The following is a 24,802-nucleotide window of genomic DNA, read 5'->3' on the forward strand; positions in this document are numbered from 1 at the left end:
GCTCAGTCCCAGCAGTGTACCAGAACCGTCATTCCGGTCGCGCGCCGGTTCAGCTCGTTAGGGGAAATCCGGGTGGTTTCCTCGCTCGACTGCCCGGAAACACCGGCTTTCGTCAGGATTTCTGTCAACCGCTCGACCGTCGCCGCAAGGCTGACAGACGCGGGCAGGGTGCGCCCCTCGGACGGTGTGGGCAGCAGCATACCAACCACGTTGCCGCTGTCGTTGAAGACCGGCCCGCCCGCATCTCCGGGCTGAGCGTTCAGCGCCAGCCGTTTGACACCTGTCTCGCCGTTCAGGCCGCGGATATCCGCGATTTGGCCGTAGGTCAGCGTCGGTGCGCCCAAAGCCCCCTGATAGGAAAAGCCGGATACGGCCACTTCGGACTGGATGCGCGGCTGGGTGGTGCTGAAAGCAGCAACACTCATCGGTGCAAGGGCTTTTGCAGGGCGCAGGACCGAAACACCAAGTTCCGGGTCCGTCAGCGCCAGTTGCACCTCCTGATCCCCCTCCAGGGTGATCCGGGTGCAGCTTTCGGCGGCTTCGGATACCGTCAGAACCGTACCGTCCGCGCCAGCGAAAAAGCCCGACCGCGACAACCGGGGCTTGCGGATCTGAAGACCCGAGACCAGATCGATGCGCTGTTCCGCATCCGCACCGGCGGCGGCATCCAGAACCGCGTCCGTTGTGCTCAGGCTGGTCGCCATCGCAGCCAGAACACGCAGGCGGCGCGCCTCGTCCCCTTCGGGCCAGACCAGCGTAAAGCCCTTGATTTTCCCATCGGCCAGCCGCGCCTGCGTGAATGACACGATCCCATTGCCGCGCCCTTCTAGGGTGAACTGGTCGCGGCCCAGCTCACGCGGGCCGTTCAACGGTACAATCTCAAGCGACTGCATCACCTCGTAAAGGGCGCGCAGCGTGTTCTTGTCACCCTCCTGACTGATCAAAAGGGCCTGGGCGTTCATATCCGAGGCGCTTTTGAAATGTACGAACGGAGCTTCATAGCGGTCAAAGCTGACTGTACCCAACGGCATGTCCAGCGCAATTCCGGCCGCGTCGTCGGAATACCGGTCCATCCCGGCCGAGATCAGCGGCGCGTTGTATTCATCCATCAGGGCCTTGCGCTGCACCGTGGTTAGAACGCCCGTCGCTTCATACCCGTTGAACCGCTGCCAATCGCCCATCGACCGGCGGGTTCCCTGACCGAAAGCACCATCAATGGTCGAATTATAGAAACCCGCCGCCTGAAGGGCCGTTTGCAGGTCTTTCCGTTCCTGCGCGGTCAAAAGGCGCTCGGATTGCAGCGCCTGTGCGCGGGTTTCATCCGAAACCTGTGGGGTCGTGATTGTCAGGGTTTCTTGCGGCTGTGCTGCCGGTTCCGTCGGCGCGCTTACGACGTCGCGGTTTACCGCGTTTTCGCCGACGGGCCAGAATTGCTGCCCCAACGCGCTTGAAAACGCGACAAAGCTGTCACGCGGGATCTGCCCCTCGGCCCGGTATACGCGCAAAACCTGCTCGGCATCGCCGCGCGAATAGGGGCCAATGACGATGGCATACCAGCCACTGTTCAGCCGAAACCCGTTCACATCGGGCAGGGTGCTGGCATAGACTTGCGCCCGGTCCTGCGCTTCGCGCAGCGACGGCTGCGCCTCGACCTGAACCCAGACGCCGGGGTCTTGTTGTGCGGTCGCGGCGCGCAGGCCGACCAGAAGAAACAAAAGAATTGCTGAAAATACGCGTGTCATTGTCTGCCCGTGTTATGCGGTGTTTGTACTGAGGTGCAGAATACGCGATTTCATTTGCCAAATACCATGCTGAGAATGCGGGGAATTTGTGGTGTGGCCGCGCAGATACAGCCACAGCCCAAAGCCCCGTTGACGCCCCTCGGCCCCTTGCATAGGAAGGGCCAAACCGACCGGAACCGGGCGCACGGGGCGCCCAGAGGGAATGTCATGACCGAACCGACCAGCGCACCGCGTTCATTTCAGGAAATCATCCTCAGGCTTCAGTCCTACTGGGCCTCGAAAGGCTGTGCGATTCTGCAACCCTATGACATGGAGGTCGGGGCAGGGACGTTCCATCCCGCAACCACCTTGCGGGCGCTGGGGTCCAAGGCATGGGCCGCAGCCTATGTTCAGCCGTCGCGCCGTCCCACGGATGGGCGCTATGGCGAAAACCCCAACCGGCTTCAGCATTACTACCAGTATCAGGTGCTGATCAAACCCAGCCCTCCGGATTTGCAGGAACTGTATCTGGGCAGCCTTCAGGCCATCGGCATCGACATGGACCTGCATGATATCCGCTTTGTCGAAGACGACTGGGAAAGCCCCACACTGGGCGCATGGGGGCTTGGCTGGGAGGTTTGGTGTGACGGAATGGAAGTCAGCCAGTTCACCTATTTCCAGCAGGTCGGCGGCCATGACTGCACGCCTGTCTCGGGCGAGCTGACCTATGGGCTCGAGCGTCTGGCCATGTATGTGCTGGGCATCGACCACGTGATGGACATGCCGTTTAACGATCCGCAATCCCCCAGCGCTTTGACCTATGGCGACATCTTCAAACAGACCGAAGAGGAATACGCCCGCTGGAACTTTGACGTCGCCAATACCGAGGTTCTGCTGCGCCATTTCGAAGAGGCCGAGGCTGAATGCGCCACGATCCTGGCGCAGGCGCATGACGACCCGAAAACCGGCAAGCGCATCATCATGGCGCATCCGGCCTATGACCAGTGCATCAAGGCGTCACACATCTTCAATCTGCTGGATGCACGGGGTGTGATCTCGGTCACCGAACGGCAGGCCTATATCGGGCGCGTGCGGGCGCTGGCCAAGCAATGCGCGGATGCCTTTGTGCAGACCGAGGCCGCCGGGTTCAGCGCCGGATGAGGCGATCAGGCCAGTCCCGGCAACAGGGCTTTCAGGCCGTCCGCGATCATGCTGACGGCGATAGCCGCAAGAATCATCCCCATAAAGCGGCTCATGATCACGCGCGCGGTGTCGGACAGGCGCTGGGCCAGCCAGGCCGCATTCCAGAACGTGATCAGAAGCAGGCCAACAACGGCAAGGAATACGCCTGCATAAACAAAGGCTTCTACGGGCTTCTTGATCTGGTGCGCATACAGGATCAGCGTGGTGATGGTGCCGGGGCCGACCAGAATGGGAAAGGCCAGCGGATAAAAGGCGACGGTGTCGGCTTCGGGGTAAGCGTCCTTTTCCCCCTTCGTCCCGTGATGAGAGGTGCTTTCGTGTCCGTTCAGCATGTTCAGACCGATCATCATGACAACCAGACCACCGGCGACGCGCAGATGATTGACGCTGATGCCAAAAAGGCCAAGCGCCTGACTGCCGACCAAGGCAAAGGCACCGCCAAGGATCAGGCAGTAGATCACGGTTTTGACCGCAATCTTGCGCTGTTCGGCGGCAGACAGGTCCTGAGTGACGCTCAGAAACACCGGCAGGTTGGTGACCGGGTTCATGATCGCAAACAATGCGCCGAAAAATCCGACGGCAAAGGTGGATTCCATCGCGTAGACCTCGTTTCTGCCTGTTCCCCGATGAAACCTGTCCTATTTTACAAGAACTTGAAAGAGGCGGCCTGAAAGATGACGGGAAAACTGCTGGCAATTCTTCTGCTGCTGTCGGCCATCGTGGCAGGCGTCGGCATGTATTATCTACAGGTCTACGGCTATTATTATGAGGTCGAACCGCAACCGGGGCAGGACGTTGCCCTGATGACGGATGCAGGCGGTGTGCCGGAACCCATCGCCTATTCCGGGTTTCAGGCAATTGACGCCGACAGTTCGCCTATTCGGTATCGCGCCTGTTTCGAGACCGAATTGTCGCCGGACCAGATGGCTGGATACGTGCCTGTCGAAAACTCCGAACCCCTGACCGCACCGGGATGGTTTGAATGCTACGATGCGGTGTCTTTGGCGGATGCGCTTGAATCCGGGCAGGCGCGGGCGTTCATGGGGGTGAAGAACATCCATTTCGGCGTCGACCGGATCGTGGCGATCACCGAAGATGGCAAGGGTTATGTCTGGCACGCGTTGAACAATTGCGGTGAAAAAGCCTATGACGGTACCGTCGTGGGCGAGGAATGTCCGCCGCGCCCGGAAAACTGAAGGAGCAGACCGTGGGCCATGTCATAGAAATCCCCGATTTCCTGACGGCCACTCTGGGGTTTGCGGTCTATCTGATCGGGGCCGAGATCAATGCCCGTGTCGCTACCCTGCGCAATTTCAACATCCCCGAACCCGTGACAGGGGGCCTGCTGGCCTCGCTGGTGGTTCTGACGCTCTATCTGGTCTTCGGGATCGAACTGTCCTTTGGCCTGACAGCCCGCGATTTCCTGCTGGTCCTGTTTTTTGCCGGGATCGGCCTGAACGCCCGTCTGTCTGACCTCATTGCGGGCGGTAAGCCGTTAATCTTGCTTTTGATTCTCACTCTGACGACGATAGTCTTTCAGAATGTGATTGGCGCGGCTGGGGCGGTGATCTTCGGCTATCCCGCACAGGCCGGTGTGTTGTTCGGATCGGCGGCCCTGATCGGTGGGCACGGTACGGCAATCGCATGGGCGCCGGATGTGGCGCAGGCAACGGGGCTTGACGGCGCGACCGAACTGGGTGTGGCCGTCGCCACCCTTGGATTGGTGCTTGCCGCGCTGGTTGGCGGCCCGATCGCGCGCCTGCTGGTCGAACGGCGCGGCCTGACGCCTGACCGCCCTGACGAAGAACCCAGCGTCGGATTGCCGGATGAGCATGACGGGCACACCGCAAACATCGATCATCTGACCGTCATGCGCGTCTTGCTGCACCTGAACCTGGCGATCATCTCGGGATATGCGCTGAATGAATCAATTGCCGCCGCCGGGCTGAAACTGCCGCTGTTCGTGCCCTGCCTGATCATGGGCATCGTGATCGCCAATCTGCGGGACGCGCTGTTTCCCGATGCTCCGAAAGTGTCGCGCACACCGTCGCTGGCGCTGATTTCGGAATTTGCGCTGGGCGCGTTTCTGGCAATGTCGCTGATGAGCCTGCAACTCTGGACCATCGCGCAGCTGGGCATGGCCATTGCCGTGATCATGACGGCGCAGACGGTGTTCGCGGTGCTGTTCGTCCTCTGGGTGCTGTTCCCGGTCATGGGGTCCAACTATCGCGCCGCAGTACTGGCCGCCGGGTTTGGCGGCTTTGCGTTGGGGGCCACACCCACTGCTATCGCAAATATGACGGCCGTGACCAAGCGATATGGCCCATCGCCTATTGCCTTTATCGTGCTGCCCCTTGTATCCGCCTTCTTTGTGGATATCGCCAATGCCATCGTCATTCAGACGATCGTCAATTTCTAAGGACCGACAATGCCCGACCTGCTGATCGAACTGTTCTCCGAAGAGATCCCCGCACGGATGCAAGCCCGTGCCGGCGAGGATCTGAAAAAGCGGATTACCGATGGTCTGGTCGAGGCCGGTCTGACCTATGCAAGCGCGGCCGCCCTGACCACGCCCCGCCGCCTGACGCTGGCGGTCGAGGGGCTGCTGGCGAAAAGCCCCACCATCCGGGAAGAACGCAAGGGTCCAAAGGTCGGCGCGCCTGATAAAGCAATCGAAGGGTTCCTGCGCGGCGCGGGACTGACCCGTGATCAGCTGGAAGAACGCGAAACCCCCAAGGGCGCCATCTATTTCGCCACCATCGAAAGGGCTGGTCGCCCCGCGGCCGAGATCATTGCCGAGGTGCTCGAAACCACCATCCGCAATTTCCCTTGGCCAAAATCCATGCGCTGGGGCAGTGGCAGCTTGCGCTGGGTGCGCCCGCTGCATTCGATCCTGTGCATTCTGACGGATGAGACCGGGGCGCAAGTCGTGCCAATGGATGTCGACGGCATTTCGTCCGGCGACACCACAGCAGGCCACCGCTTCATGGCGCCCAGCCGCTTTTCGGTCACGTCTTTCGACGATTACGCGGCCAAGCTGAAGCGGGCTTTCGTGGTTCTTTCCCCCGAGGAACGCGCCCAGCACATCTGGAACGACGCCCAGAACATGGTCTTTGCCGCTGGTCTTGAGCTGGTCGAAGACAAGGGCCTGCTGGCCGAGGTCGCCGGGCTGGTCGAATGGCCGGTCGTTCTGATGGGGCGGATCGACGACGAATTCCTCGACCTGCCGCCCGAGGTGCTGCAAACCTCGATGAAAGAACACCAGAAGTTCTTCTCGGTCCGCAATCCCAAAACGGGCCGGATTGAACGGTTCGTCACTGTTGCGAACCGCGAAACCGCGGACAATGGCGCGACCATTCTAGCGGGCAATCAGAAAGTGCTCTCAGCCCGTCTTGCCGATGCCAAGTTCTTTTGGGAAAATGACCTGCGCATCGCCAAATCGGACATTGCACAATGGACCCGCGCGCTGGAAAACGTCACCTTCCACAACAAACTGGGAACGCAAGCCGACCGGATCGGTCGTATCGCCGCGCTGGCCCGCGAACTGGCGTCAGTAACCGGTGCCGATGCCGATCAGGCTGAAAAAGCCGCGCGCCTGGCCAAGGCCGACCTCAGCTCGGAAATGGTCTACGAATTCCCAGAACTTCAGGGCCTTATGGGGCGGTATTACATCGAAGCGGCAGGTGAAGATGCCGCCGTGGCCGCCGTCGCGCAAGAGCACTACTCGCCTTTGGGGCCGTCGGATGATGTCCCCACTGCTCCGCTGTCGGTGACCGTTGCATTGGCCGACAAGCTGGACACACTGACCGGGTTCTGGGCGATTGATGAAAAGCCTACTGGCTCGAAAGACCCGTTTGCCTTGCGCCGTGCGGCGCTGGGGGTTATCCGGTTGGTGCTCGACAATGACCTGCGTCTGCATCTGGATCAGTTTTTCGACAGACAGCTGCTGCGTGCTGAAAGCGCTGCAAACGAGGCGCTGGCGGCTGAAAATGTTGACGAACTGTTGGATGAAATCGCAGATCATGGCGTGTTTGGCGCAGCCTTCCAGACTGTCAAGGAAAGGCTGGGCGAAGTGTCGGGTGCCGATTTCCTGAGTCTTGAAAAGAAGATACCCGACGCATCCGACGATCTCCTCTCGTTCTTCCACGACCGCCTCAAGGTCTTCCTCCGCGACGAAGGCATCCGCCACGACGTCATCGATGCCTGTATCGCGATGGACGGCAATGATGACCTCAATCTGTTGGTGAAACGCGCCCGCGCGCTGAACGCGGTGATCGCGACCGAGGATGGCGAGAACCTCGTGCAGGGCTTCAAGCGCGCCAACAACATCCTGACCCAGGCCGAAGAAAAGGACGGGGTGGAATATTCCTACGGTGCGGATGTGAAATTCGCCGAAACCAACAGCGAAAAGGCATTGTTTGCCGCTTTGGATGCAGCACATGCGCAAATCGAACCCGCGCTGAAATCCGAAGATTTCCCCACGGCCATGGCCGCCATGGCCGGGCTGCGCGGGCCGGTGGACGCGTTCTTTGAGGATGTGCAGGTCAACACCGACAATGACATTGTTCGCCGCAACCGGCTGAACCTGCTCAGCCAGATCCGGCAGATCTGCTCCAGCGTGGCCGATCTGACCCGGATCGAAGGGTAAACGACCGGGCGCGCTGGCAGGCGCGCCCACAACGCACTTGCGTGAAGGGCGCAAGCGCCTATGCTGCAGACAAACCAAAAGGTGCTGCAGTGCAGAATAATCCGAATACAACGCTCATTACATCCGACGCGCCTGTCACCGCCCATACACATGGCGGGCGGGCCAAATGTCTGCAACGTCTGGTCCGGCTGGACCTGCCGGTGCCCCGAACCGTTGCGCTGTCATTTGATGCCGTTCACCAGATTGCAGAAGGGGCGATCCCGGATATTGCGGCGATCCTCGAACAGTTCGACCCGACCTCGTTGCTATGCGTCCGACCCAGTTCCGAAGACCCCGATTGGGGCGGCCCCGGCGCGGTTCTCAATATCGGAATGAACGACGCGCGCTATGTCGACCTGTCCGACACCATGGGAGCCGAGGCCGCCGCAGCTCTGTATCTGCGGTTCGTTCAAAGCTATGCGATCCACGTGGCACGGCTGGATGCGGATGTGTTCGATGACATCGAAGCTGATGGCCGCGAGGGGTTGCGCCACTCGCTGCGCGCCTACGAGGATGAAACCGACGAGGTCTTTCCGCAGGACAGGGGCGAACAGCTGATCGGCGTTCTGCGCTCGATGGCGCGTGCATGGGACGGGACGTCCGCGCGCTTGCTGCGGCAGGCCAAGGGGGCACCCGCTGACGCCGGGCTAGGGTTGGTCATTCAAGAGATGATCCCCGGCGTCGGCAAAGGGGAATGCGGATCGGGCGTTCTGCAACTGGTTGATTCCACAACCGGAATGCCACAGATCACCGGTCGCTACCTCAGCCAGAGCCAGGGGCGCGATGCGTTGGGCAAAGATGTGGCCGCCCTGTTTCTGGAAAAAGACCCGCGCGGCCCCTCGCTGGAAGAGGTCGCGCCCAATGCTTTCGCCGATGTCAAAACGCATGCTGCCCTGATGCGCGAGAAACTGCGCGAAGAAATGCAGGTCGAATTCGTCATTCAGGACGGCACTGTGCATATTCTGGATGGCGTCCGGGTGCAGCGATCGGCTCGCGCGGCCATGCGCATTGCCGTACGTCTTGCCGAAGACGGTATCATACCGCCGCAAGAGGCGGTGATGCGTGTCGATCCGCACGCGCTGAACGAACTTCTGCACCGTCAGGTCCACCCTGATGCGCGCCGTGACGTGCTGACCACCGCCATTGGTGCCAGCCCCGGTGCCTCGACCGGCAAGATCGTGTTCACCTCGGCCGAAGCACAGGCCAGTGCCGCCCGTGGCGAGGCGTGTGTTCTGGTGCGCCGGGAAACCTCGCCCGAGGATGTGCGCGGGATGCACGCCGCTGTTGCGGTTCTGACGGAAAAGGGCGGCATGACCAGCCACGCGGCCGTGATCGGGCGCGGATTGGGTCTGCCCTGTATCGTCGGGGCCTCGGAAATGCGGTTTCAGACGAAAGACAAGATGCTGACTGCACCGGATGGGCGCGTGTTCAAAACCGGCGATATTGTCACTATTGATGGCAGCTCGGGGCAGGTGCTGGCCGGTCAGCCCGCCATGCTCGAGGCCGCATTGGATGACTGTTTCCAGACGCTGATGGGCTGGGCCGATGCCGAGCGTGACATCGACATCCGCGCCAATGCCGACACACCGGCTGACGCGCAGACGGCCCGGAACTTTCAGGCTCAGGGGATCGGTCTGTGCCGGACCGAACATATGTTCTTTGATCCCGGCCGTCTGATCGTGATGCGCGAAATGATCTTTGCGCAAACCTCGGCGGGCAGGGCGGCAGTGCTGGAACGCCTGCTTCCGATGCAGCGCGAGGATTTTGTTCAGCTGTTCAGGATCATGGAAGGCCAGCCTGTCTGCATCCGCCTGTTCGATCCACCCTTGCATGAATTCCTGCCGACAACGCGCACCGGGCAACGGGAACTGGCCGAGGCACTGGACCTGCCCGTGTCCGACGTCGAACGCCGGGTCGAGGCGATGACCGAATACAACCCCATGCTGGGACTGCGCGGCGTTCGTCTGGGTGTCACTGTGCCCGAGATCTACGACATGCAGGCGCGCGCGATCTTCGAAGCCACGCTTGAGGCCCGAAAAAACGGTGCCCCGGTGGTGCCCGAAGTGATGATCCCGCTGGTTTCCGCCAAGCGCGAGGTTGAACTGGTCAAATCCCGCATCGACTCGGTCGCCGCCGCCGTTGAATCGGAACGGGGGCAGAAGTTCGAATACCGGCTGGGCGTCATGGTCGAAACGCCGCGCGCCTGTCTGCGCGCGGAAGAGATCGCGCCGCAGACCGCCTTCATGAGTTTTGGTACAAACGACCTGACACAGATGACTTATGGTCTGTCCCGCGACGACGCCGGTCGTTTCATGTCCGCTTACGTGCGGCAGGGGGTCTTTACCGAAGATCCGTTCCATGTCCTTGATCCGGACGGGGTGGGCGAGCTGCTGAAACTCGGGGCGGAACGCGGGCGTGCCGCGAAGCCGGATGTGACCCTTTCGGTCTGTGGCGAACACGGCGGGAACCCCGAATCAATCGCCATCTGTCGCGATCTTGGATTCGACTATGTGTCGTGCTCACCGTTCCGGGTTCCGGTCGCTCGGCTGGCTGCCGCTCAACTGGCGATTTCCTCCAGACTTGGGGGTTGACACCGCGCCGAACCCCAAGGAATAGTGGGTTATACGGTCACTCGTAGGCGAAAAATATTTTCGCTACGGGCGATTTTCCACTTGCTTTTTTCAAGATACTGGACCTTTGCGTCAGTCTGGGGTATCAGCCTCGTCGCGCCCGCCGGGGGAGGGTAAGGCGCGTGATGTGCCTGTGCGAGGTTATCTGATGCTACGTTACATATTGGCTGTTGCCGCAGTGGCGGCAACCGTGCTGCCGAGTGCATCCTTCGCTGAGAAGGAAGCGACTGATACTGCAAAACAAGAACTTGTCGCCCGCAGCGAGCTGCCAGCGCAAAGTTTTCGGGACTATTTCAAGCTGTTCCAGCCCCGCAAGGCGGCTGAACCTGTCAAAGTGTCCTTCTCCAAAGACTGGCTTGACCAGCAACCAAAGGCCTCTGGTGGTGAAAACTGGAAATGCCTGTCCGAAGCCCTGTACTTCGAGGCGCGCGGCGAAAGCGTGCGCGGCCAGTTCGCGGTTGCCGAGGTGATCCTGAATCGGGTCAAAAGCAGCCGTTTCCCGGATTCCCTGTGCGGCGTGATCCATCAGGGGACCGGCAAGAAATACCAGTGCCAGTTCACATACACCTGCGATGGCCGCAAGGAAGTCATCCACGAGAAAAAGGCGTATGAGCGTGTGGCGAAAGTCGCGCGGGCAGCCATTGATGGCGTGGCGGATGAGTTGACCGAAGGGGCAACACATTATCACACGACGTCGGTTCGCCCATCCTGGTCGCGGGTCTACAAACAGACGGCGAAAATCGGCGTGCATGTTTTTTACCGCCACAACTACCGGACAGCGAGCAACTGATTGACGCACCCGCGCTGGAAGCTTGCTGGCGTGGGGCAGGTTGCATCCTATATTGCGGGCCAGGAGGCCCGTGATGATTTTGAACCGCAGACACCTTTTGCAAACGGCTGCAGCAGCATTGCTGATGCCGCGTGTGGCCAGCGCGGGTTTTGCACCGCTTAATGCGCGTGTAGCCAAACACCCGATCGCGCCGGCAAGTTATCCTGAAACGGAAGTCTGGACATATGACGGGTCTGTCCCCGGCGTTGAACTGCGCGTCAGGCAGGGCGACCGCATCCAGCGCACCCTGATGAACCAGCTTCCGCAGGCCACGTCTGTCCATTGGCACGGTATTCGCATCGAAAACGCCATGGACGGCGTGCCCGGCCTGACGCAGGACGCGGTCGAGACGGGCGCAAGCTTTGATTACTCCTTCTCCGTTCCCGACGCAGGGACCTATTGGTATCATGCGCATAACCAGTCGATGGAACAGGTTGCGCGCGGGCTTTACGGGCCGCTGATCGTCGAAGAAACCGTGGCCCCCGATGTGGATCAGGATCTGGTGCTGATGCTGGACGACTGGCGGCTTGATCCGGAAACCGCCCAGATCACGGATGATTTCGACAATGGCCATGACCTCAGCCACGCTGGTCGGCTGGGGAATATCATCACTGTCAACGGATCCCTTGACCCGCGCGTTCAGGCGCGACGGAACGACCGTCTCCGGCTGCGCCTGATCAACGCCTCCAACGCGCGGATTTTCGACCTGGATCTCGACGGGTTGTTTGGTTGGATCGTCGCCCTTGACGGTATGCCACTGGGAACGCCGATCCCATTGTCGGGGGCTTTCCCAATCGCCCCCGCACAACGTATCGATCTGGTTGTGGATGTCGTGGCTGCGGGCGATACGGCAAGTCTGGTGAGTGTTGAACGCGACGGTGCCTTTGGCATCGTTCGGTTCGATGTCGACGAACCTCTCTCACCCGCGCCACGACAAGGCGTGGCAGCGTTGCCGCCCAACCCTTTGCCGGTCATCGAGGATGTCTCATCCGCTCCATTGCACCGGATGTCCCTGCAAGGCGGGGCGATGCGCTGGCTGGACAACGCCCGGATCGGGGACACTGAATTGTCAGGCCAGGAACTGGCGCAGTTGGGCCGGTTCTGGGCCCTGAACGGTTATGCGGAACGCCCGTCCGATCCGTTTCTGGACGCCCGGACCGGCGGCCTTCACAGGATCGAGTTCGTCAATGAAACAGTCTTTCCACATGCCATGCATTTGCACGGCCACCACTTCCGACTGATCCAGCCGGACGGATCGCTTGGCCCGTGGCGCGACACTGTTTTGGTTGATCGCGGACAAACCCGCCAGATCGCGCTGGTCGCGGATAATCCGGGGGACTGGCTGTTGCATTGCCATATGCTGGGCCATGCCGCTTCGGGTATGATGAGCTGGTTTCGCGTCACATGACGCCGCATTCGGCGGTTGGAATGGCGTTTGTTTGAATGTTATAGGCCCTTGCAACGCCTATAGTGGGCAAGCCCTGCAACAAGCCGAAAAGGCCGGACCCATGAGTTCTGAAATCCGACTGGCATTTGCGCACCCGTCCGAACGGTCCGAGGCGACCTCGCCCCGAGGGCCGCTGGACCGCATTTCCCTGCGCGACCATATTGTCGAGGTTGAAATCGGTGCGTTTCAGGCCGAGCGGGGAACAACCCAGCGGATCTGTTTCAATATCGTGGTCGAAGTCCGGCCTCTGACCGACCCGATTGACGACGATGTGGATCGCATCCTGTCTTATGACCGGGTGACGGAATCCATTGCCTATGAGCTCGCGGCCGAACGTCTGAACCTGCTTGAAACCCTTGCCGAACGTGTGGCCGAACGTATCTTGCATGAACCTCAGGCTGTAAGGGTCTTTGTTCGCATCGAAAAACTGGATCGTGGTCCGGGCGCTCTGGGGGTTGAGATCGTACGCGGGAAAGACTCGGTTCATCACGACGTGACCGAGGAAGACCGCCCGCATCCCCGTCTGGTCTACCTGTCGAATGACGCCATCGCCTCGGACAATCTGACCGGGTGGATCGACCAGTTGCAGAACCGCCAGCGCCCGCTGATCCTGTGTGTGGGGGCGTCAGACCTGGCTGCGCCGCAAACCGGCCACGCAATGACACAGCGCCGGATTGACCTGCTTGCGATCGAGCAAAACGCGTGGGTTCTGGCCGCACGCGATCACCGCTGCAAGGTGGTTTCAACTCGGACGGAACTGGACTGGGCCATGAAGAACGGCCAGATCTGTGTTTGGGCCCCGTCCAAGATCGTTCTGGACGCGGTGGATGGTCCGTCCGCCGCGCCCTCCGACGCCGTGGCTCTGGCCGCATGGTTTGCCGCGACCTTTGAAGCCAGTGAGATGATGGTCATCGGCGGCGAATTGCCGAAAGCGCCCAAAACCCCCCTGCGGGCTGTGGCCGTGGATCAGGCCCAATTGTGAGCGTCTATTTCAGACCGCTGGTTCAGCACGGCCAGACCCGACCCGCTGGCGCGTACTCTCTGGCCGGTCAACCCCTGTGGTTTACCCATGTCGAAGCGCTTGGGCGCGATACCGCTCCGCAGATCATGGCGGCATCGGATATTCCCGGTGGGGCGCTGGCGCGTTTGACCGGCCCGCGCGCACCCATTGCCGGGCTGGATATGCAGGTGCCGCATATCATGGGCATTCTCAACACCACGCCTGACAGTTTCTCGGACGGGGGCGTTCACAGCTCGGTCGAGGCCGCCCGCGATGCCGCTGCAAGGATGGTGGCGCATGGGGCCACCATTCTGGATATCGGCGGGGAATCAACGCGCCCGGGCGCGGATTTCATTCCGGCAGATCAGGAAATTGCCCGCACCCGCCCGGTGATCGAGGCGATTCGCGCGCAAACGGATGCCTTGATTTCAATCGACACCCGCAAAGCCAGCGTCGCCAAAGCGGCGTGTGCGGCGGGCGCAGGGCTGGTCAACGACGTCTCGGGGTTCACGTTCGATCCCGAACTGGCACCGTTTTGCGCCGACAAGGGCACACCGGTCTGCGTTATGCATATGCAGGGTGATCCGGCCACGATGCAGGAAAACCCCAGCTACGACAACGTGTTGCTGGATGTTTACGATTTCCTCGAAACCCAGATCACTCTGCTGGAAAGCCTGGGGCTTCGGCGCGACCTGATCATCGTCGATCCGGGCATCGGTTTCGGCAAGACCGAAGACCATAACCTGACCTTGCTGCGTAATCTCAGCCTGTTTCACGGGCTTGGCTGCCCGATCCTGCTGGGCGTGTCCCGCAAGGGCTTTATCGGAACAATTGGACGCGAACCGGACAAGACTGCCCGCGCTCCGGGTTCAATTGCCGTGGCTTTGGCCGGATTGTCCCAGGGCGTGCAGATCATTCGCGTTCACGACGTCGCCGAGACTGCTCAGGCCTTGCGCCTATGGGCTGCTGTCCGGTAATCCGGTCTCACGGAAAATCACGGAGTGACACCAATGCGCAAGCTGTTCGGAACCGACGGGGTGCGGGGCACGGCCAACACGCATCCGATGACCGCGGAAATGGCGTTGCGCATCGGGGCTGCGGTGGGGCGCTATTTCCGGCGCGATGCGACCGGTGTGCACCGGGTCGTCATCGGCAAGGACACGCGCCTGTCCGGCTATATGCTGGAAAACGCGCTGACCGCCGGTTTGACCTCAACAGGAATGAATGTGCTGTTGCTGGGGCCGGTCCCCACGCCTGCGGTGGGTCTGATGACGCGCTCGATGCGGGCCGATCTGGGTGTCATGATCTCGGCCAGCCACAACCCGGCAGAGGACAACGGTATCAAGTTCTTTGGCCCCGACGGCTATAAACTGTCCGATCAGGCCGAGATAGACATCGAAAAGCTGATCGACGAAGGTGTCCGGCCTGCTCAGGCCCAGAACATCGGACGGGCGCGCCGTGTTGATGACGCCCGGTTCAGATATGGCGAGCGTGTAAAATCCTCGCTGCCGCGCGATGTGCGTCTGGATGGACTGAAGGTGGTGATCGACTGTGCCAACGGCGCCGCCCACCGCACCGCGCCCGAGGTTCTTTGGGAACTGGGCGCAGACGTGATCCCGATCGGGATTTCGCCCAACGGGAAGAACATCAACCTCAACTGCGGATCGACCAAGCCGCAGCTGGCCGCCGAAACCGTCGTGGCGCATGGCGCTGACGTTGGTGTCTGTCTGGACGGCGACGCGGATCGGGTCGTTATCGTCGACGAAACCGGTCAGGTCGCCGATGGCGATCAGCTTATGGCGTTGCTGGCGACGGCCTGGAAAAAATCCGGGCAGTTGAAAGGCAATGCCCTTGTGGCCACCGTGATGTCCAATCTGGGGCTCGAACGGCACCTCTCGTCACACGGTATGCGGCTGGAACGCACAGCCGTCGGCGACCGCTATGTGGTCGAACGTATGCGCGAAGGTGGCTTCAACCTGGGCGGTGAACAATCCGGTCATATCGTGATGAGCGATTATGCCACCACCGGCGATGGCCTGATGGCCGGTCTGCATTTCCTGGCCGAGATGGTTCTGTCCGGTCGCAAAGCCTCGGACTTGTCCAAGCAATTCGAAACCGTGCCGCAGCTGCTGAAGAACGTCCGCTATACCAACGGTCAAACTCCGCTTGAAGTTCAAAGCGTTAAAGCCGCCATTGCCGATGCCGAGGCGCGGCTGAACGGGCAGGGACGGTTGCTGATCCGTAAATCCGGCACCGAGCCGCTGATCCGCGTTATGGCCGAATGCGAGGATGACGCGCTGCTGGTCCAGGTCGTCGACAGTATCGTGGCCGAGGTCGAAGCCGCCACAGGCTAGTGCCTGAACAGAACCTTGCGCAGGCTGAACCACTGGCTGATGGCCATGCCCGTCAGGATCAGGGCCAGGGCGACGTAGAACCGCAGGGGCAGGGCCTCCGACAGGATCCAGGCCCCGAACACCATCGACCAGATCGGCACCTGATAATTCACCAGTGTCAAAAACACCGATCCGGCGCTGCGGGTGATCGAAACCCGCAGCAAGTTGGCGAATGCTGTGGGGATCAGGCCAAGCACGATCAGGGCCAGCGATGGGCGGTTGCCCTGCCACGTGGGAACACCTTCGATCAGCAGCATGATGGGCACCAGCAGAACAGCGCCGACCAGCAGGGTCAGCGCGGCCAGCGCCAGCGGCTCGACCGGCGGGCAACGCCGCGTCAGGATCGATGTCGAGGCATAGCAGAAGGCGGCCGAGATACAGGCCAGCTGCGCCAGTGGCTCGGTCCCCTGACCCAGCTTTGCCAGACCGGGTCCGATCAGGACCAATGCGCCGGAAAACCCAAGGCACACGCCCAGAAACCGACGCAGGTTCAGCGGCTCATCGGAAAAGAAATGCGCCAGCGGCAGCACCATCAGCGGAATTGCAGCCATGGACAACCCTGCAAAGGCCGAGGGTACATATTGCTGCCCCCAGCTGAGCAGCATGAAAGGCACCGCAGTCGACAACACGCCTATCAGCAGGATTGATGTTGTCAGCGCGGGTGTCAAAACCGGCATGCGGCGCCCGGTGATCCGCATCAGGACAAGCAACGTCACCGCCCCCAATGTGGTGCGCGATGTCGCCACGGTAATCGGGCCATAACCTTCCAAAGCCATCGCGACGACCATGAATGTGCCGCCCCAAATAAGCCCCAGCGTAAAAACGCCGCTCCAGTCCTGCTTCGTGGGTTGTTCAACCATTCCATCCCCTTATCCCGCGTGCGCGCCGGTGTCACGGGCTGATCTTGACTTAACGTTAGTTTGCACTTACCGTAAGCAATGACTTACGATATGACATTTACAGCTTTGGGCGATGCAACCCGCAGGCAGGTGTTCGAAGCCGTCGCCAGCCAGCCTCAGGCAGTGGGTGAGCTTGCGTCAAAGCTGCCGGTAAGCCGACCGGCCGTCTCTCAACATCTCAAGGTGCTGTCGGATGCCGGACTGGTGACATGCCACGCGAAAGGGACGCGCCGGATCTATGCGGTGCGCCCCGAGGGGCTGGCAGAGCTGCGCTCATGGCTCGACCGGTACTGGACCGACGTGATGAACAGCTTTGCAGATGAGGTGACCAGAGCAGGAGAGAGGCCATGACAGACCCGATTGTCAAAACAATTGTCGTAAGTGCCTCTGCTGCGCGCGCTTTCGATATCTTCGTCAACCGCATCGGGACATGGTGGCCGCTGGACAGCCACGCGGTTTCCGCATCGCAGGGACAACCGGCAAGGGACGTGGTTATTGAACCCCGGATCGGTGGCGCGGTCTATGAGGTCATGTTCGACGGAACCCGTGCCGACTGGGGTCAGGTGCTGGCAATTGATCCCGGCCAATCCGTGGCATTCACCTGGCATCCGGGCACCAGCAGGGAGTCTCCTACGCGCGTCGATGTGCGTTTTGAGGATTGTGGTTCGGGGCAGGCCAAAGTCACCCTGACGCATTCCGGCTGGGACGTCTGGGCAGGGGAAGCGCCCGAAAAGCGCGGCGGCTACGATACGGGATGGGATATCGTTCTGGGTGAATGCTTTGCCAAAGCGGTCTTAAAATGAAAAAGGGCGACCGCCTGGGCCGCCCTTTGCCTGACATCGGTCAGACTTAGTTCTTTTCTTTGTCGACCATCTTGCCGGCCGAGATCCACGGCATCATGCCGCGCAGCTTGGCGCCGGTCTCTTCGATCATATGCTCGTCATTGGCGCGGCGCGACGCTTTGATGGTCGGCTGGCCAACGGCGTTTTCCAGCATGAAGTCGCGGACGAATTTGCCCTGTTGGATGTCGTCCAGAACCGCTTTCATACGGGCTTTGGTCTCGTCGTATTTCAGGATGCGCGGACCGGTGACATACTGGCCATACTCAGCCGTGTTCGAGATCGAGTAATCCATGTTGGCAATGCCGCCTTCATAGATCAGGTCAACGATCAGCTTCACTTCGTGCAGACACTCGAAATAGGCCATCTCGGGTGCGTAACCGGCCTCGACCAGAGTTTCAAAGCCGCAGCGGATCAGTTCGACCAGACCACCGCACAGAACGGCCTGTTCGCCGAACAGGTCGGTTTCGCATTCTTCGCGGAAGTTGGTCTCGATGATGCCCGAGCGGCCGCCACCGATGGCCGAGCAGTAGGACAGGCCGATTTCCAGCGCCTTGCCGGTTGCATCATTGTGAACCGCGACCAGGCAGGGCACGCCGCCGCCTTTGGTGTATTCGCCGCGTACGGTGTGACCAGGGCCTTTGGGGGCCATCATGATGACGTCAACGCCGTCTTTCGGCTCGATCAGCCCGAAATGGACGTTCAGACCGTGGGCAAACGCGATGGCGGCACCGGGTTTGATGTTGTCATGAACGTATTTCTTGTAGGTCTCGGCCTGCAATTCGTCGGGCATGGTGAACATGATGACGTCGCACCAAGCGGCCGCTTCGGCGATGCCCATCACTTGCAGACCTTCCGCTTCGGCTTTCTTGGCCGAGGGCGAGCCTTCGCGCAGGGCGATGACCAGGTTCTTGGCACCCGAGTCGCGCAGGTTCAGCGCGTGGGCGTGGCCCTGGCTGCCATAGCCCAGGATAGCCACTTTCTTGTCTTTGATCAGGTTGATGTCGCAATCGCGATCGTAATAGACGCGCATTTTGCCGGTCCTTTCTGGTTTGGTTGGGGCGGTTCTACCTGCCGCGCGTCGGATTGGCGATAGGGTTGGGCTTGAGTATTTGTAAAAAAGATGAAGAATAATTCTTGAAGACGGAAAATACTGAAAAAATCATGCTTGACGATATCGACCGGCGCATTTTGCGTCACTTTCAGGCGAACCCCAGCCTGACCACTGCGGAACTTGCCGATCTGTGCCGGATCAGCGCAGGTGTCTGTTGGCGCAGGCTGGAAAAGATGCAGGCGGCCGGGATCATCGAAGGGCAGGAGGCGGTGATCGACTGGGCCGCGATGGGCTATGCGGTCGAAGTCTCGCTTCGGATCACCTTGGACAAGACACAGGCCCGCGCCTTTGACGAGTTTATGGAAGAGGCCCGCAACGTGGCCGAAGTGATCGAAATCCAGACCTTTCTGGGCCGGGTGGATGTCCGCCTGTCGGTGATAGCGCGCGATATGAAGCACTATCAGCAGCTTTATCGGGACCGGATCCTGACCCTGCCGCATATCGCCGATATCGAAGCGCTGATGCATATCGCGCGGGTCAAACGGGACGAGGTGTTGCCGGTATGATCGAGCTGGACGAGATTGACCGCCGTTTGCTGCGCGCGTTGCAACAGGACGCCACCCAAAGCGCAGGTGCGCTGGGTCGGAGGTTCAACCTGTCTCAGCCCGCGACCTGGCGGCGTATCCGCAGGTTGGAGGACGCCGGGATCATCAAGGGCCGAAGGCTGCGCCTGAATGCCGAGGCGCTGGGGTTCGGCGTGACCGTGTTTCTGGGGGTCAAGCTGGCGCGCAAGGGACAGATCAGCCTTGAGGATTTCGAACGCGCGGTCAGCGCCATCCCCGAAGTGCAGACCGTCGAGCATGTTCTGGGATTGTACGATTACCGCTTGCGCGTTGTGGCGCGGGACCTGTCCGATTTCGAACGCGTGTTGCGGCGCCGGATCATGACGCTGCCCGGCGCAGGCGATGTCGAGGCGAACGTCCTGCTGAGCGAGGAACGGCTGCCCGGACCGATTGGATGACCTGCCTTAGTATCTGGTGCGGATGTAATATCCGGGATGATGGGTCAGGCGGGCAAACGTGATCGGTTTGTCTTCTTTCCAGGTGGTACGCTCCATCTGGATCATCGACGCGCCCGCCGTGGTGCCCATGAATTCCGCCAGCCTTGCGTCAGCGGAAATAGCGCAGAACGCGACCTCGGCATCGTTGAACGGAGCGGCATTCAGCAGCCACTCATGCGGTCCTTGCTGGGTCAGGTCGGCGGTTTCCACATCAGGGACGGTTCCGATATTGATCCAGCGCTCTTCAAGCTGGAACGGGCGGTTGTCCGCGTAATGCATACAGATGACATGCAGAACCCGCGTCTCGGCGGGGACATCAAGCTGAGAGGACAGCCAGCGGGGGCAGGCCTCGACAGTCCGTTCCACCAGCGCATAGCGATAGGCGGCATTCTGGCTTTCGACCATCTGCCGCGCCAGTGAAAATTCCAGCTTGGCGTGTTTGCTGGGCTCTTTCTTGACCCGCGTCCCGCTTTTGCGCTTGCGTTCGATGAAACCCTGATCGGCCAGTTCCCTGAGGGCACGGTTCACCGTCGCGCGGGCGCAATTGAATTCTTCGGCCAGTTGCGTTTCGGTCGGCAGCAATGATCCCTGAGGCCACACGCGGCTTTCAATACGTCGTTTTACTTCATCTCGAACGGACTGGAAGTTAATACGCTTTTGTATCGTCACAGGAAAAATATCCCTTCAAGTAAAAAGTGTGCGCATCTGTTCAGAAGCAAGCAGAAGTGTAAAGGGGAAGTGACACTGGTTGGCGTCATTTTCTTGTGTTCCCAGTGTTATACAGCACCGAATGGGTCGATTTTACCCGCATTCCGTCGCGTCACTTTTTGTCGCGAAATGGCTTTACTGGCCAAGGTAAAGAGACCAAGACTGCACTGACGATATTGAAAGGACGCCATATGCCTGCCTTGCTGAAGAACGTTGACCCGAACGGGCTCGAAGAATTCTCGGTCGTATTCACCGATCGCTCGCTGAACCACATGTCCCAAAAGTTTCAGGGGGTAATGCGCGACATCTCGGCCATGCTGAAAGAGGTGTACAAGGCAGACGGGGTGGCCATCATTCCGGGCGGCGGTACCTATGCGATGGAGGCGGTTGCCCGGCAATTCGCGCGCGGGGCGGATGTTCTTGTGGTCCGGAACGGGTGGTTTTCGTACCGCTGGAGCCAGATCATCGAAAGCGGCGCCCTGACCAGCTCGACCACCGTGATGAAGGCGCGCGAGACCGGCAATACCAGCCCGTCCCCCTTTGCGCCCGCACCGATTGACGAGGTCGTCGCAACGATTCGCGAACAGAAACCCGGTGTTGTGTTCGCACCGCATGTTGAAACGGCGGCAGGTGTCATCCTGCCGGATGACTATGTGACCGCCCTGGCCAGCGCGGCGCATGAAGTGGGTGCATTGATGGTGCTGGATTGCATCGCATCCGGGTGTGCCTGGGTGGATATGAAAGCCACCGGTGTCGACGTCCTGATCTCGGCCCCGCAAAAGGGCTGGAGCGCATCGCCTTGCGCCGGTCTGGTCATGCTGTCCGAACGGGGCGAAGCGCATCTGGAACAGACAAGCTCGGACAGTTTCGCCATCGACCTGAAAAAGTGGCGCCAGATCATGCAGGCCTATGAAAATGGCGGTCACGCCTATCACGCCACGATGCCGACCGATGCGCTGCTGGCTTTCCGCGACACCATGGCAGAAACTAGGGGATACGGGTTCGAAAAGCTGCGCAAGGCGCAATGGGCATTGGGCGACGGCGTGCGGGCGATGTTGAAGGAGTATGGCATAGTCTCGGTGGCGGCTGACGGTTTCGGCGCACCCGGCGTTGTGGTCAGCTACACCTCGGACCCCGAAATCCAGAACGGCAAGAAATTTGCCGCTCTGGGGATGCAGATTGCCGCCGGGGTGCCGCTGCAATGTGACGAACCCGAAGGCTTCAGCACCTTCCGTCTGGGCCTGTTCGGATTGGACAAGCTTTATGATGTAGACGCCACCATCGCGCGCCTGAAACGCGTGCTGGATCAGGTTCTGTAAACAGGCCGGGCCTTAGCGAACGCCAAGGCCCATCTGCATCAGCGTCTTGCGCACAGGCGGCAGGGAATACAGCGCGCTCAGCCCCATTGCGCGCGCATCCCGCAGCGGGCGCGCCTCGATCATCGAGGCGCGGTTCAGCAGGTCGATCCCCTTGACCCGCATCTCGATCTCGGTGTGGCGCGCCTTGTGATAGGCGTCCAGCATCTGCGCGTCGCCCAGGCCTTCGGGCCGGGACTGCGCCAGATCCAGAAGACAGCGCAGATCGCCCAATGACATGTTCAGCCCCTGCGCGCCGATCGGTGGCACCACATGCGCGGCCTCGGCCATCAGGGCAATGCGCTCACCCGCCAGCCGTTCCGCGGACTGGCTGATGATCGGCCAGATCGTCCGGCGCGATGCCAGCCTCAAGGGGCCAAACAGGCCACAGGACCGTTCCGTCATCGCAGCCTCAAACGCTTCGGCATCAAGGGTCAACAGGTCAACGGCATTCGGCCCGCGTTCCATCCAGACAATGGCGGACGAAGGCTGCCCCTGCCAATCGGGCAGCGGAACCAGCGTGAACGGCCCGCCAGACCTGTGTATCTCGGTCGAGACATTCTCGTGAGGAACAGGATGCGTCACCGCAAACGCCAGCGCTTTCTGCCCATACCGTGTTGTATGCACTTTGATACCGGCGGCCTCGCGCATGGGAGAGTTGCGCCCATCTGCCGCCAGCACCAGCTTGCAGCGGATGCGGCTGCCGTCGCTCAGGCCAACGCGGGCTTCGGCAGTGCGGGTGAACAGGCTGACGGTGCCGGTGCCGGGGCGGAAATCGACATTCGGCAGCTCTGCCAGCCGCGCGACCATCTCCCGGCGCAACAGCCAGTTGGGCAGGTTCCAGCCAAACGGTTGCTCGGAAATGTCAGCGGCGTTGAAATCGCGTATGACGCGGGGTTCGGGCACGTCCCCGCCGGCATCGACAATACGCATGATCTGCAAGGGGGCCGCATGTGCATCCAGCCGTGCCCACAGGCCGCATTGCTCCAGCAGGCCGCGCGCAGGTTGCAGAAAGGCGGTGGTGCGCAGGTCAGACCCGTCCACATCCCGTTCGGTGATCGGTGGCGCGGGATCTACACACACCACGTCAAACCCGGCGGTTCCAAACGCCGCCGCTGCGGTCAGACCGGCGATTCCACCGCCGGAAATCAGGATGTCACAACTGTCAGTCATGGCGCCTCTCATCAGTTCGGGCAGACCCTAGTTCGGTTCCGCCCCCTGCGCCAAGTGACATCCTGTCCCGTATCTCAGCCGCGTGAGATCAGGATCAGGACAAGGAACATCACCGGCACCATCATCAGGGCAGGGATGTAAAGGCCGGGAAGGCCGAACACCATGGCGGAACAGCCCCACATGCTGAGGACCGCGCCGACGGTATAATACAGGTCCTCCGCCTTGGCGTTGGCGGCGTCGCGGGCCAGCCACCCGAAAACCGGAATTGCAAAGAATAGGCGCTGCCAAACCGGCAGGCGTCCGGGCATCTCGATCGCACTCATGGGGCTCTCCGTTCTGTTCGTCGCTCCAGCGCATATAGGGCTGCGCATGCGGGTGCAGAACGTACGGATCGTCGCAGTGTGACAGGCTACCGCAGGCGGGCCAGAAATGCGGTCAGATCATCCGTGTGATGGTGGATGTGATCGGCCTCATGCGGGTCCGGGGCGACATGAACCGTGCGCATTCCCATCTCATGCGGGGCGGCCAGATTACGCGGGTCATCCTCGAACATGGCGGCCTTGTCAGCCTGAATGCCATCCTGTGCAAAGATGGCTTCAAAGGCGGCTTTCTCGGGCTTTGGCCGATACCCGGCATGTTCGACGCCATAGATTGCATCAAACAGCCCCGAAAGCCCGCGCGCCTGCAAAACCCGCTCGGCGTAGGGTGCGCTGCCATTGGTGTAGACGATGCGCCGTCCGGGCAGGGCGCGAATGTGATCGGCCAGCTCTGCATCCGGGTCCATATGGCTCATGTCCACCTGATGCACCGCGTGCAGATAGGGCTCGGGGTCCAGATCATGTTCGGCCATCAACCCGGCCAGCGTAGTGCCGTATTGGCGCCAGTACTGCCCGCGCAGCCTGTCGGCCTCGGCCCGGTCCACGCCGATGGCCTGCACCACGTAATCCGTCATCAGAACTTCGATCTGATCGAACAGCTGCATATGCGGCGGATAGAGGGTGTTATCCAGATCGAACACCCATTGCGTGACATGACTGAAGGACGGTTTGACCATGGCTTGGGTTTAGGGCGCGGGCGGGGTGTTTTCAATGCCGTACTTGATTGACGCCCCCAGAGACGGATAGACATGTCCGAACGAGGAGACAGAATACCCCATGAGCCAGACCCGATCCCCCACCAAGGATGCCTATAGCCTGATACTCGAAGCCATTGATGTCGGCGTCTACAAGCCCGGCGATCGTCTGGTGGAAAGCGAGCTGGCAGAACGGTTCGGGGTGTCGCGCACCCCGATCCGCGAAGCGTTGCAACGCCTGGAAACCCAGTCTCTGCTGGAACGGGACGGTCGGTCACTGATCGTGGCGTCGCTGGACCACAACCAGATGGCCGAGCTTTATATCGTGCGGCGCGAACTGGAAGGGCTCGCCGCGCGGCTGGCTGCCAAACACGCCACCGAAGAAGAGATCAGGGTTCTTCAGGACATGGTTCTCGAAGATGACAAGCTGGTGGGCGATCCGATGGCGCTGTCACGTGCCAACCGGTGCTTTCACGAACAGATCCATCTGGCCTCGCACAACCGCTACCTTGTCCAGCAGCTTGATCTGGTGCACCGGACAATGGCCTTGATGGCGACTACGTCCTTGGCCGTGCAGGGGCGCGGAGAGATTGCCCAGAGCGAACATAAAGGCATTGTCGAAGCCATTGCCGCGCGCGATGAAGAGGCGGCGGGGCGGGCGCTCAAGGACCATATCTCGATCGCGTTCATGACGCGCCTGAAACAGGACGCAAGCCGCCGCGACAAGTGATT

The 24,802-nt window shown here is 60.8% G+C and carries 24 protein-coding genes; 16 read left to right on the forward strand and 8 right to left on the reverse strand.

The annotated features are described in order from the left end of the window. Nucleotides 1–2: 2 nt before the first annotated feature. Nucleotides 3–1,742, reverse strand: coding sequence for a serine protease (locus tag ACR0DY_RS13070; RefSeq protein WP_480545675.1), 1,740 nt, complete (start codon nt 1,740–1,742; stop codon nt 3–5). A gap of 207 nt (nt 1,743–1,949) precedes the next feature. On the opposite strand from ACR0DY_RS13070, the gene ACR0DY_RS13075 reads away from it, so the two are divergent. Further along, nucleotides 1,950–2,882 (forward strand): glycine--tRNA ligase subunit alpha, encoded by a 933-nt coding sequence (locus ACR0DY_RS13075; RefSeq protein ID WP_480545674.1) that lies wholly within the window; start codon nt 1,950–1,952, stop codon nt 2,880–2,882. Between the two features lie 5 nt (nt 2,883–2,887). Here the strand turns inward: ACR0DY_RS13075 and ACR0DY_RS13080 are convergent, their stop codons facing one another. Continuing rightward, complete coding sequence (locus tag ACR0DY_RS13080) at nt 2,888–3,520, reverse strand: MarC family protein (RefSeq protein WP_480898416.1); 633 nt, start codon at nt 3,518–3,520, stop codon at nt 2,888–2,890. Nucleotides 3,521–3,598: 78 nt separating this feature from the next. Here ACR0DY_RS13080 and ACR0DY_RS13085 point away from each other — a divergent pair, with 78 nt between their 5' ends. From ACR0DY_RS13085 to glmM, 9 genes are all read left to right on the forward strand, one after another. After that, nucleotides 3,599–4,120, forward strand: a complete 522-nt coding sequence (locus ACR0DY_RS13085; RefSeq protein WP_480545672.1) for a DUF6446 family protein — start codon at nt 3,599–3,601, stop codon at nt 4,118–4,120. Beyond that, a complete protein-coding gene (gltS, locus tag ACR0DY_RS13090) occupies nt 4,096–5,343 on the forward strand; it encodes a sodium/glutamate symporter (protein WP_480545671.1) in 1,248 nt (415 codons plus the stop codon). The genes ACR0DY_RS13085 and gltS overlap by 25 nt, the downstream gene beginning before the upstream one ends. 9 nt (nt 5,344–5,352) lie before the next feature. Further along, nucleotides 5,353–7,572: a glycine--tRNA ligase subunit beta gene (glyS, locus tag ACR0DY_RS13095; RefSeq protein ID WP_480898419.1), complete on the forward strand. Its 2,220-nt coding sequence runs from the start codon at nt 5,353–5,355 to the stop codon at nt 7,570–7,572. Between the two features lie 89 nt (nt 7,573–7,661). Continuing rightward, on the forward strand, nt 7,662–10,202 hold the full coding sequence (locus ACR0DY_RS13100; RefSeq protein WP_480898422.1) for a putative PEP-binding protein: 2,541 nt from the start codon (nt 7,662–7,664) through the stop codon (nt 10,200–10,202). A gap of 187 nt (nt 10,203–10,389) precedes the next feature. Continuing rightward, the gene (locus ACR0DY_RS13105; RefSeq protein WP_480898424.1) at nt 10,390–11,031 is read left to right on the forward strand and encodes a cell wall hydrolase; all 642 of its coding nucleotides are present in this window, start codon (nt 10,390–10,392) and stop codon (nt 11,029–11,031) included. Nucleotides 11,032–11,104: 73 nt separating this feature from the next. Further along, nucleotides 11,105–12,478, forward strand: coding sequence for a multicopper oxidase family protein (locus ACR0DY_RS13110; RefSeq protein ID WP_480898427.1), 1,374 nt, complete (start codon nt 11,105–11,107; stop codon nt 12,476–12,478). A gap of 100 nt (nt 12,479–12,578) precedes the next feature. Next, a complete protein-coding gene (locus ACR0DY_RS13115) occupies nt 12,579–13,499 on the forward strand; it encodes a dihydroneopterin aldolase (protein WP_209504247.1) in 921 nt (306 codons plus the stop codon). Further along, nucleotides 13,496–14,494 carry a dihydropteroate synthase gene (gene folP, locus ACR0DY_RS13120; protein WP_480898429.1) on the forward strand — a complete coding sequence of 333 codons (999 nt, stop codon included), beginning with the start codon at nt 13,496–13,498 and terminating at the stop codon, nt 14,492–14,494. Before ACR0DY_RS13115 ends, folP begins: the two co-directional genes overlap by 4 nt. Before the next feature lie 33 nt (nt 14,495–14,527). Next, entirely contained in the window at nt 14,528–15,871 is a 1,344-nt protein-coding gene (gene glmM / locus ACR0DY_RS13125) for a phosphoglucosamine mutase (protein WP_480545667.1), read from the forward strand. Here glmM and ACR0DY_RS13130 read toward each other — a convergent pair. Continuing rightward, complete coding sequence (locus tag ACR0DY_RS13130; RefSeq protein ID WP_480898431.1) at nt 15,868–16,770, reverse strand: DMT family transporter; 903 nt, start codon at nt 16,768–16,770, stop codon at nt 15,868–15,870. The two genes, glmM and ACR0DY_RS13130, sit on opposite strands and share 4 nt — an antisense overlap. Before the next feature lie 90 nt (nt 16,771–16,860). Here ACR0DY_RS13130 and ACR0DY_RS13135 point away from each other — a divergent pair, with 90 nt between their 5' ends. Together ACR0DY_RS13135 and ACR0DY_RS13140 are read left to right on the forward strand one after the other, a co-directional pair. Continuing rightward, nucleotides 16,861–17,160 carry an ArsR/SmtB family transcription factor gene (locus ACR0DY_RS13135; RefSeq protein WP_480481415.1) on the forward strand — a complete coding sequence of 100 codons (300 nt, stop codon included), beginning with the start codon at nt 16,861–16,863 and terminating at the stop codon, nt 17,158–17,160. Beyond that, nucleotides 17,157–17,612 (forward strand): SRPBCC domain-containing protein, encoded by a 456-nt coding sequence (locus tag ACR0DY_RS13140; RefSeq protein WP_480481413.1) that lies wholly within the window; start codon nt 17,157–17,159, stop codon nt 17,610–17,612. The genes ACR0DY_RS13135 and ACR0DY_RS13140 overlap by 4 nt, the downstream gene beginning before the upstream one ends. Nucleotides 17,613–17,658: 46 nt before the next feature. Here the strand turns inward: ACR0DY_RS13140 and ilvC are convergent, their stop codons facing one another. Continuing rightward, on the reverse strand, nt 17,659–18,681 hold the full coding sequence (gene ilvC, locus ACR0DY_RS13145; RefSeq protein ID WP_209504241.1) for a ketol-acid reductoisomerase: 1,023 nt from the start codon (nt 18,679–18,681) through the stop codon (nt 17,659–17,661). Nucleotides 18,682–18,812: 131 nt separating this feature from the next. Here ilvC and ACR0DY_RS13150 point away from each other — a divergent pair, with 131 nt between their 5' ends. Continuing rightward, nucleotides 18,813–19,268, forward strand: a complete 456-nt coding sequence (locus tag ACR0DY_RS13150; RefSeq protein WP_480476554.1) for an Lrp/AsnC family transcriptional regulator — start codon at nt 18,813–18,815, stop codon at nt 19,266–19,268. Beyond that, nucleotides 19,265–19,723, forward strand: coding sequence for an Lrp/AsnC family transcriptional regulator (locus ACR0DY_RS13155; protein WP_209504239.1), 459 nt, complete (start codon nt 19,265–19,267; stop codon nt 19,721–19,723). The genes ACR0DY_RS13150 and ACR0DY_RS13155 overlap by 4 nt, the downstream gene beginning before the upstream one ends. A 6-nt stretch (nt 19,724–19,729) precedes the next feature. On the opposite strand, the gene ACR0DY_RS13160 is transcribed toward ACR0DY_RS13155, so the two are convergent. Next, nucleotides 19,730–20,431, reverse strand: a complete 702-nt coding sequence (locus ACR0DY_RS13160; RefSeq protein WP_480898434.1) for a GntR family transcriptional regulator — start codon at nt 20,429–20,431, stop codon at nt 19,730–19,732. A 230-nt stretch (nt 20,432–20,661) separates the two neighbouring features. On the opposite strand from ACR0DY_RS13160, the gene ACR0DY_RS13165 reads away from it, so the two are divergent. Further along, the gene (locus ACR0DY_RS13165) at nt 20,662–21,789 is read left to right on the forward strand and encodes an aminotransferase class V-fold PLP-dependent enzyme (protein ID WP_480898454.1); all 1,128 of its coding nucleotides are present in this window, start codon (nt 20,662–20,664) and stop codon (nt 21,787–21,789) included. Between the two features lie 12 nt (nt 21,790–21,801). Here ACR0DY_RS13165 and ACR0DY_RS13170 read toward each other — a convergent pair whose 3' ends face one another. From ACR0DY_RS13170 to ACR0DY_RS13180, 3 genes are all read right to left on the reverse strand, one after another. After that, nucleotides 21,802–22,998 (reverse strand): UbiH/UbiF family hydroxylase, encoded by a 1,197-nt coding sequence (locus ACR0DY_RS13170; RefSeq protein WP_480898436.1) that lies wholly within the window; start codon nt 22,996–22,998, stop codon nt 21,802–21,804. Nucleotides 22,999–23,072: 74 nt separating this feature from the next. Beyond that, nucleotides 23,073–23,321 carry a hypothetical protein gene (locus ACR0DY_RS13175; protein ID WP_209504235.1) on the reverse strand — a complete coding sequence of 83 codons (249 nt, stop codon included), beginning with the start codon at nt 23,319–23,321 and terminating at the stop codon, nt 23,073–23,075. Between the two features lie 86 nt (nt 23,322–23,407). Then, nucleotides 23,408–24,052: a pyrimidine 5'-nucleotidase gene (locus ACR0DY_RS13180; protein ID WP_480476564.1), complete on the reverse strand. Its 645-nt coding sequence runs from the start codon at nt 24,050–24,052 to the stop codon at nt 23,408–23,410. A gap of 100 nt (nt 24,053–24,152) precedes the next feature. On the opposite strand from ACR0DY_RS13180, the gene ACR0DY_RS13185 reads away from it, so the two are divergent. Then, the gene (locus ACR0DY_RS13185) at nt 24,153–24,800 is read left to right on the forward strand and encodes a GntR family transcriptional regulator (protein ID WP_480898439.1); all 648 of its coding nucleotides are present in this window, start codon (nt 24,153–24,155) and stop codon (nt 24,798–24,800) included. Nucleotides 24,801–24,802: the final 2 nt, after the last annotated feature.

It is taken from the genome of Ruegeria sp. O6, from assembly GCF_056535045.1.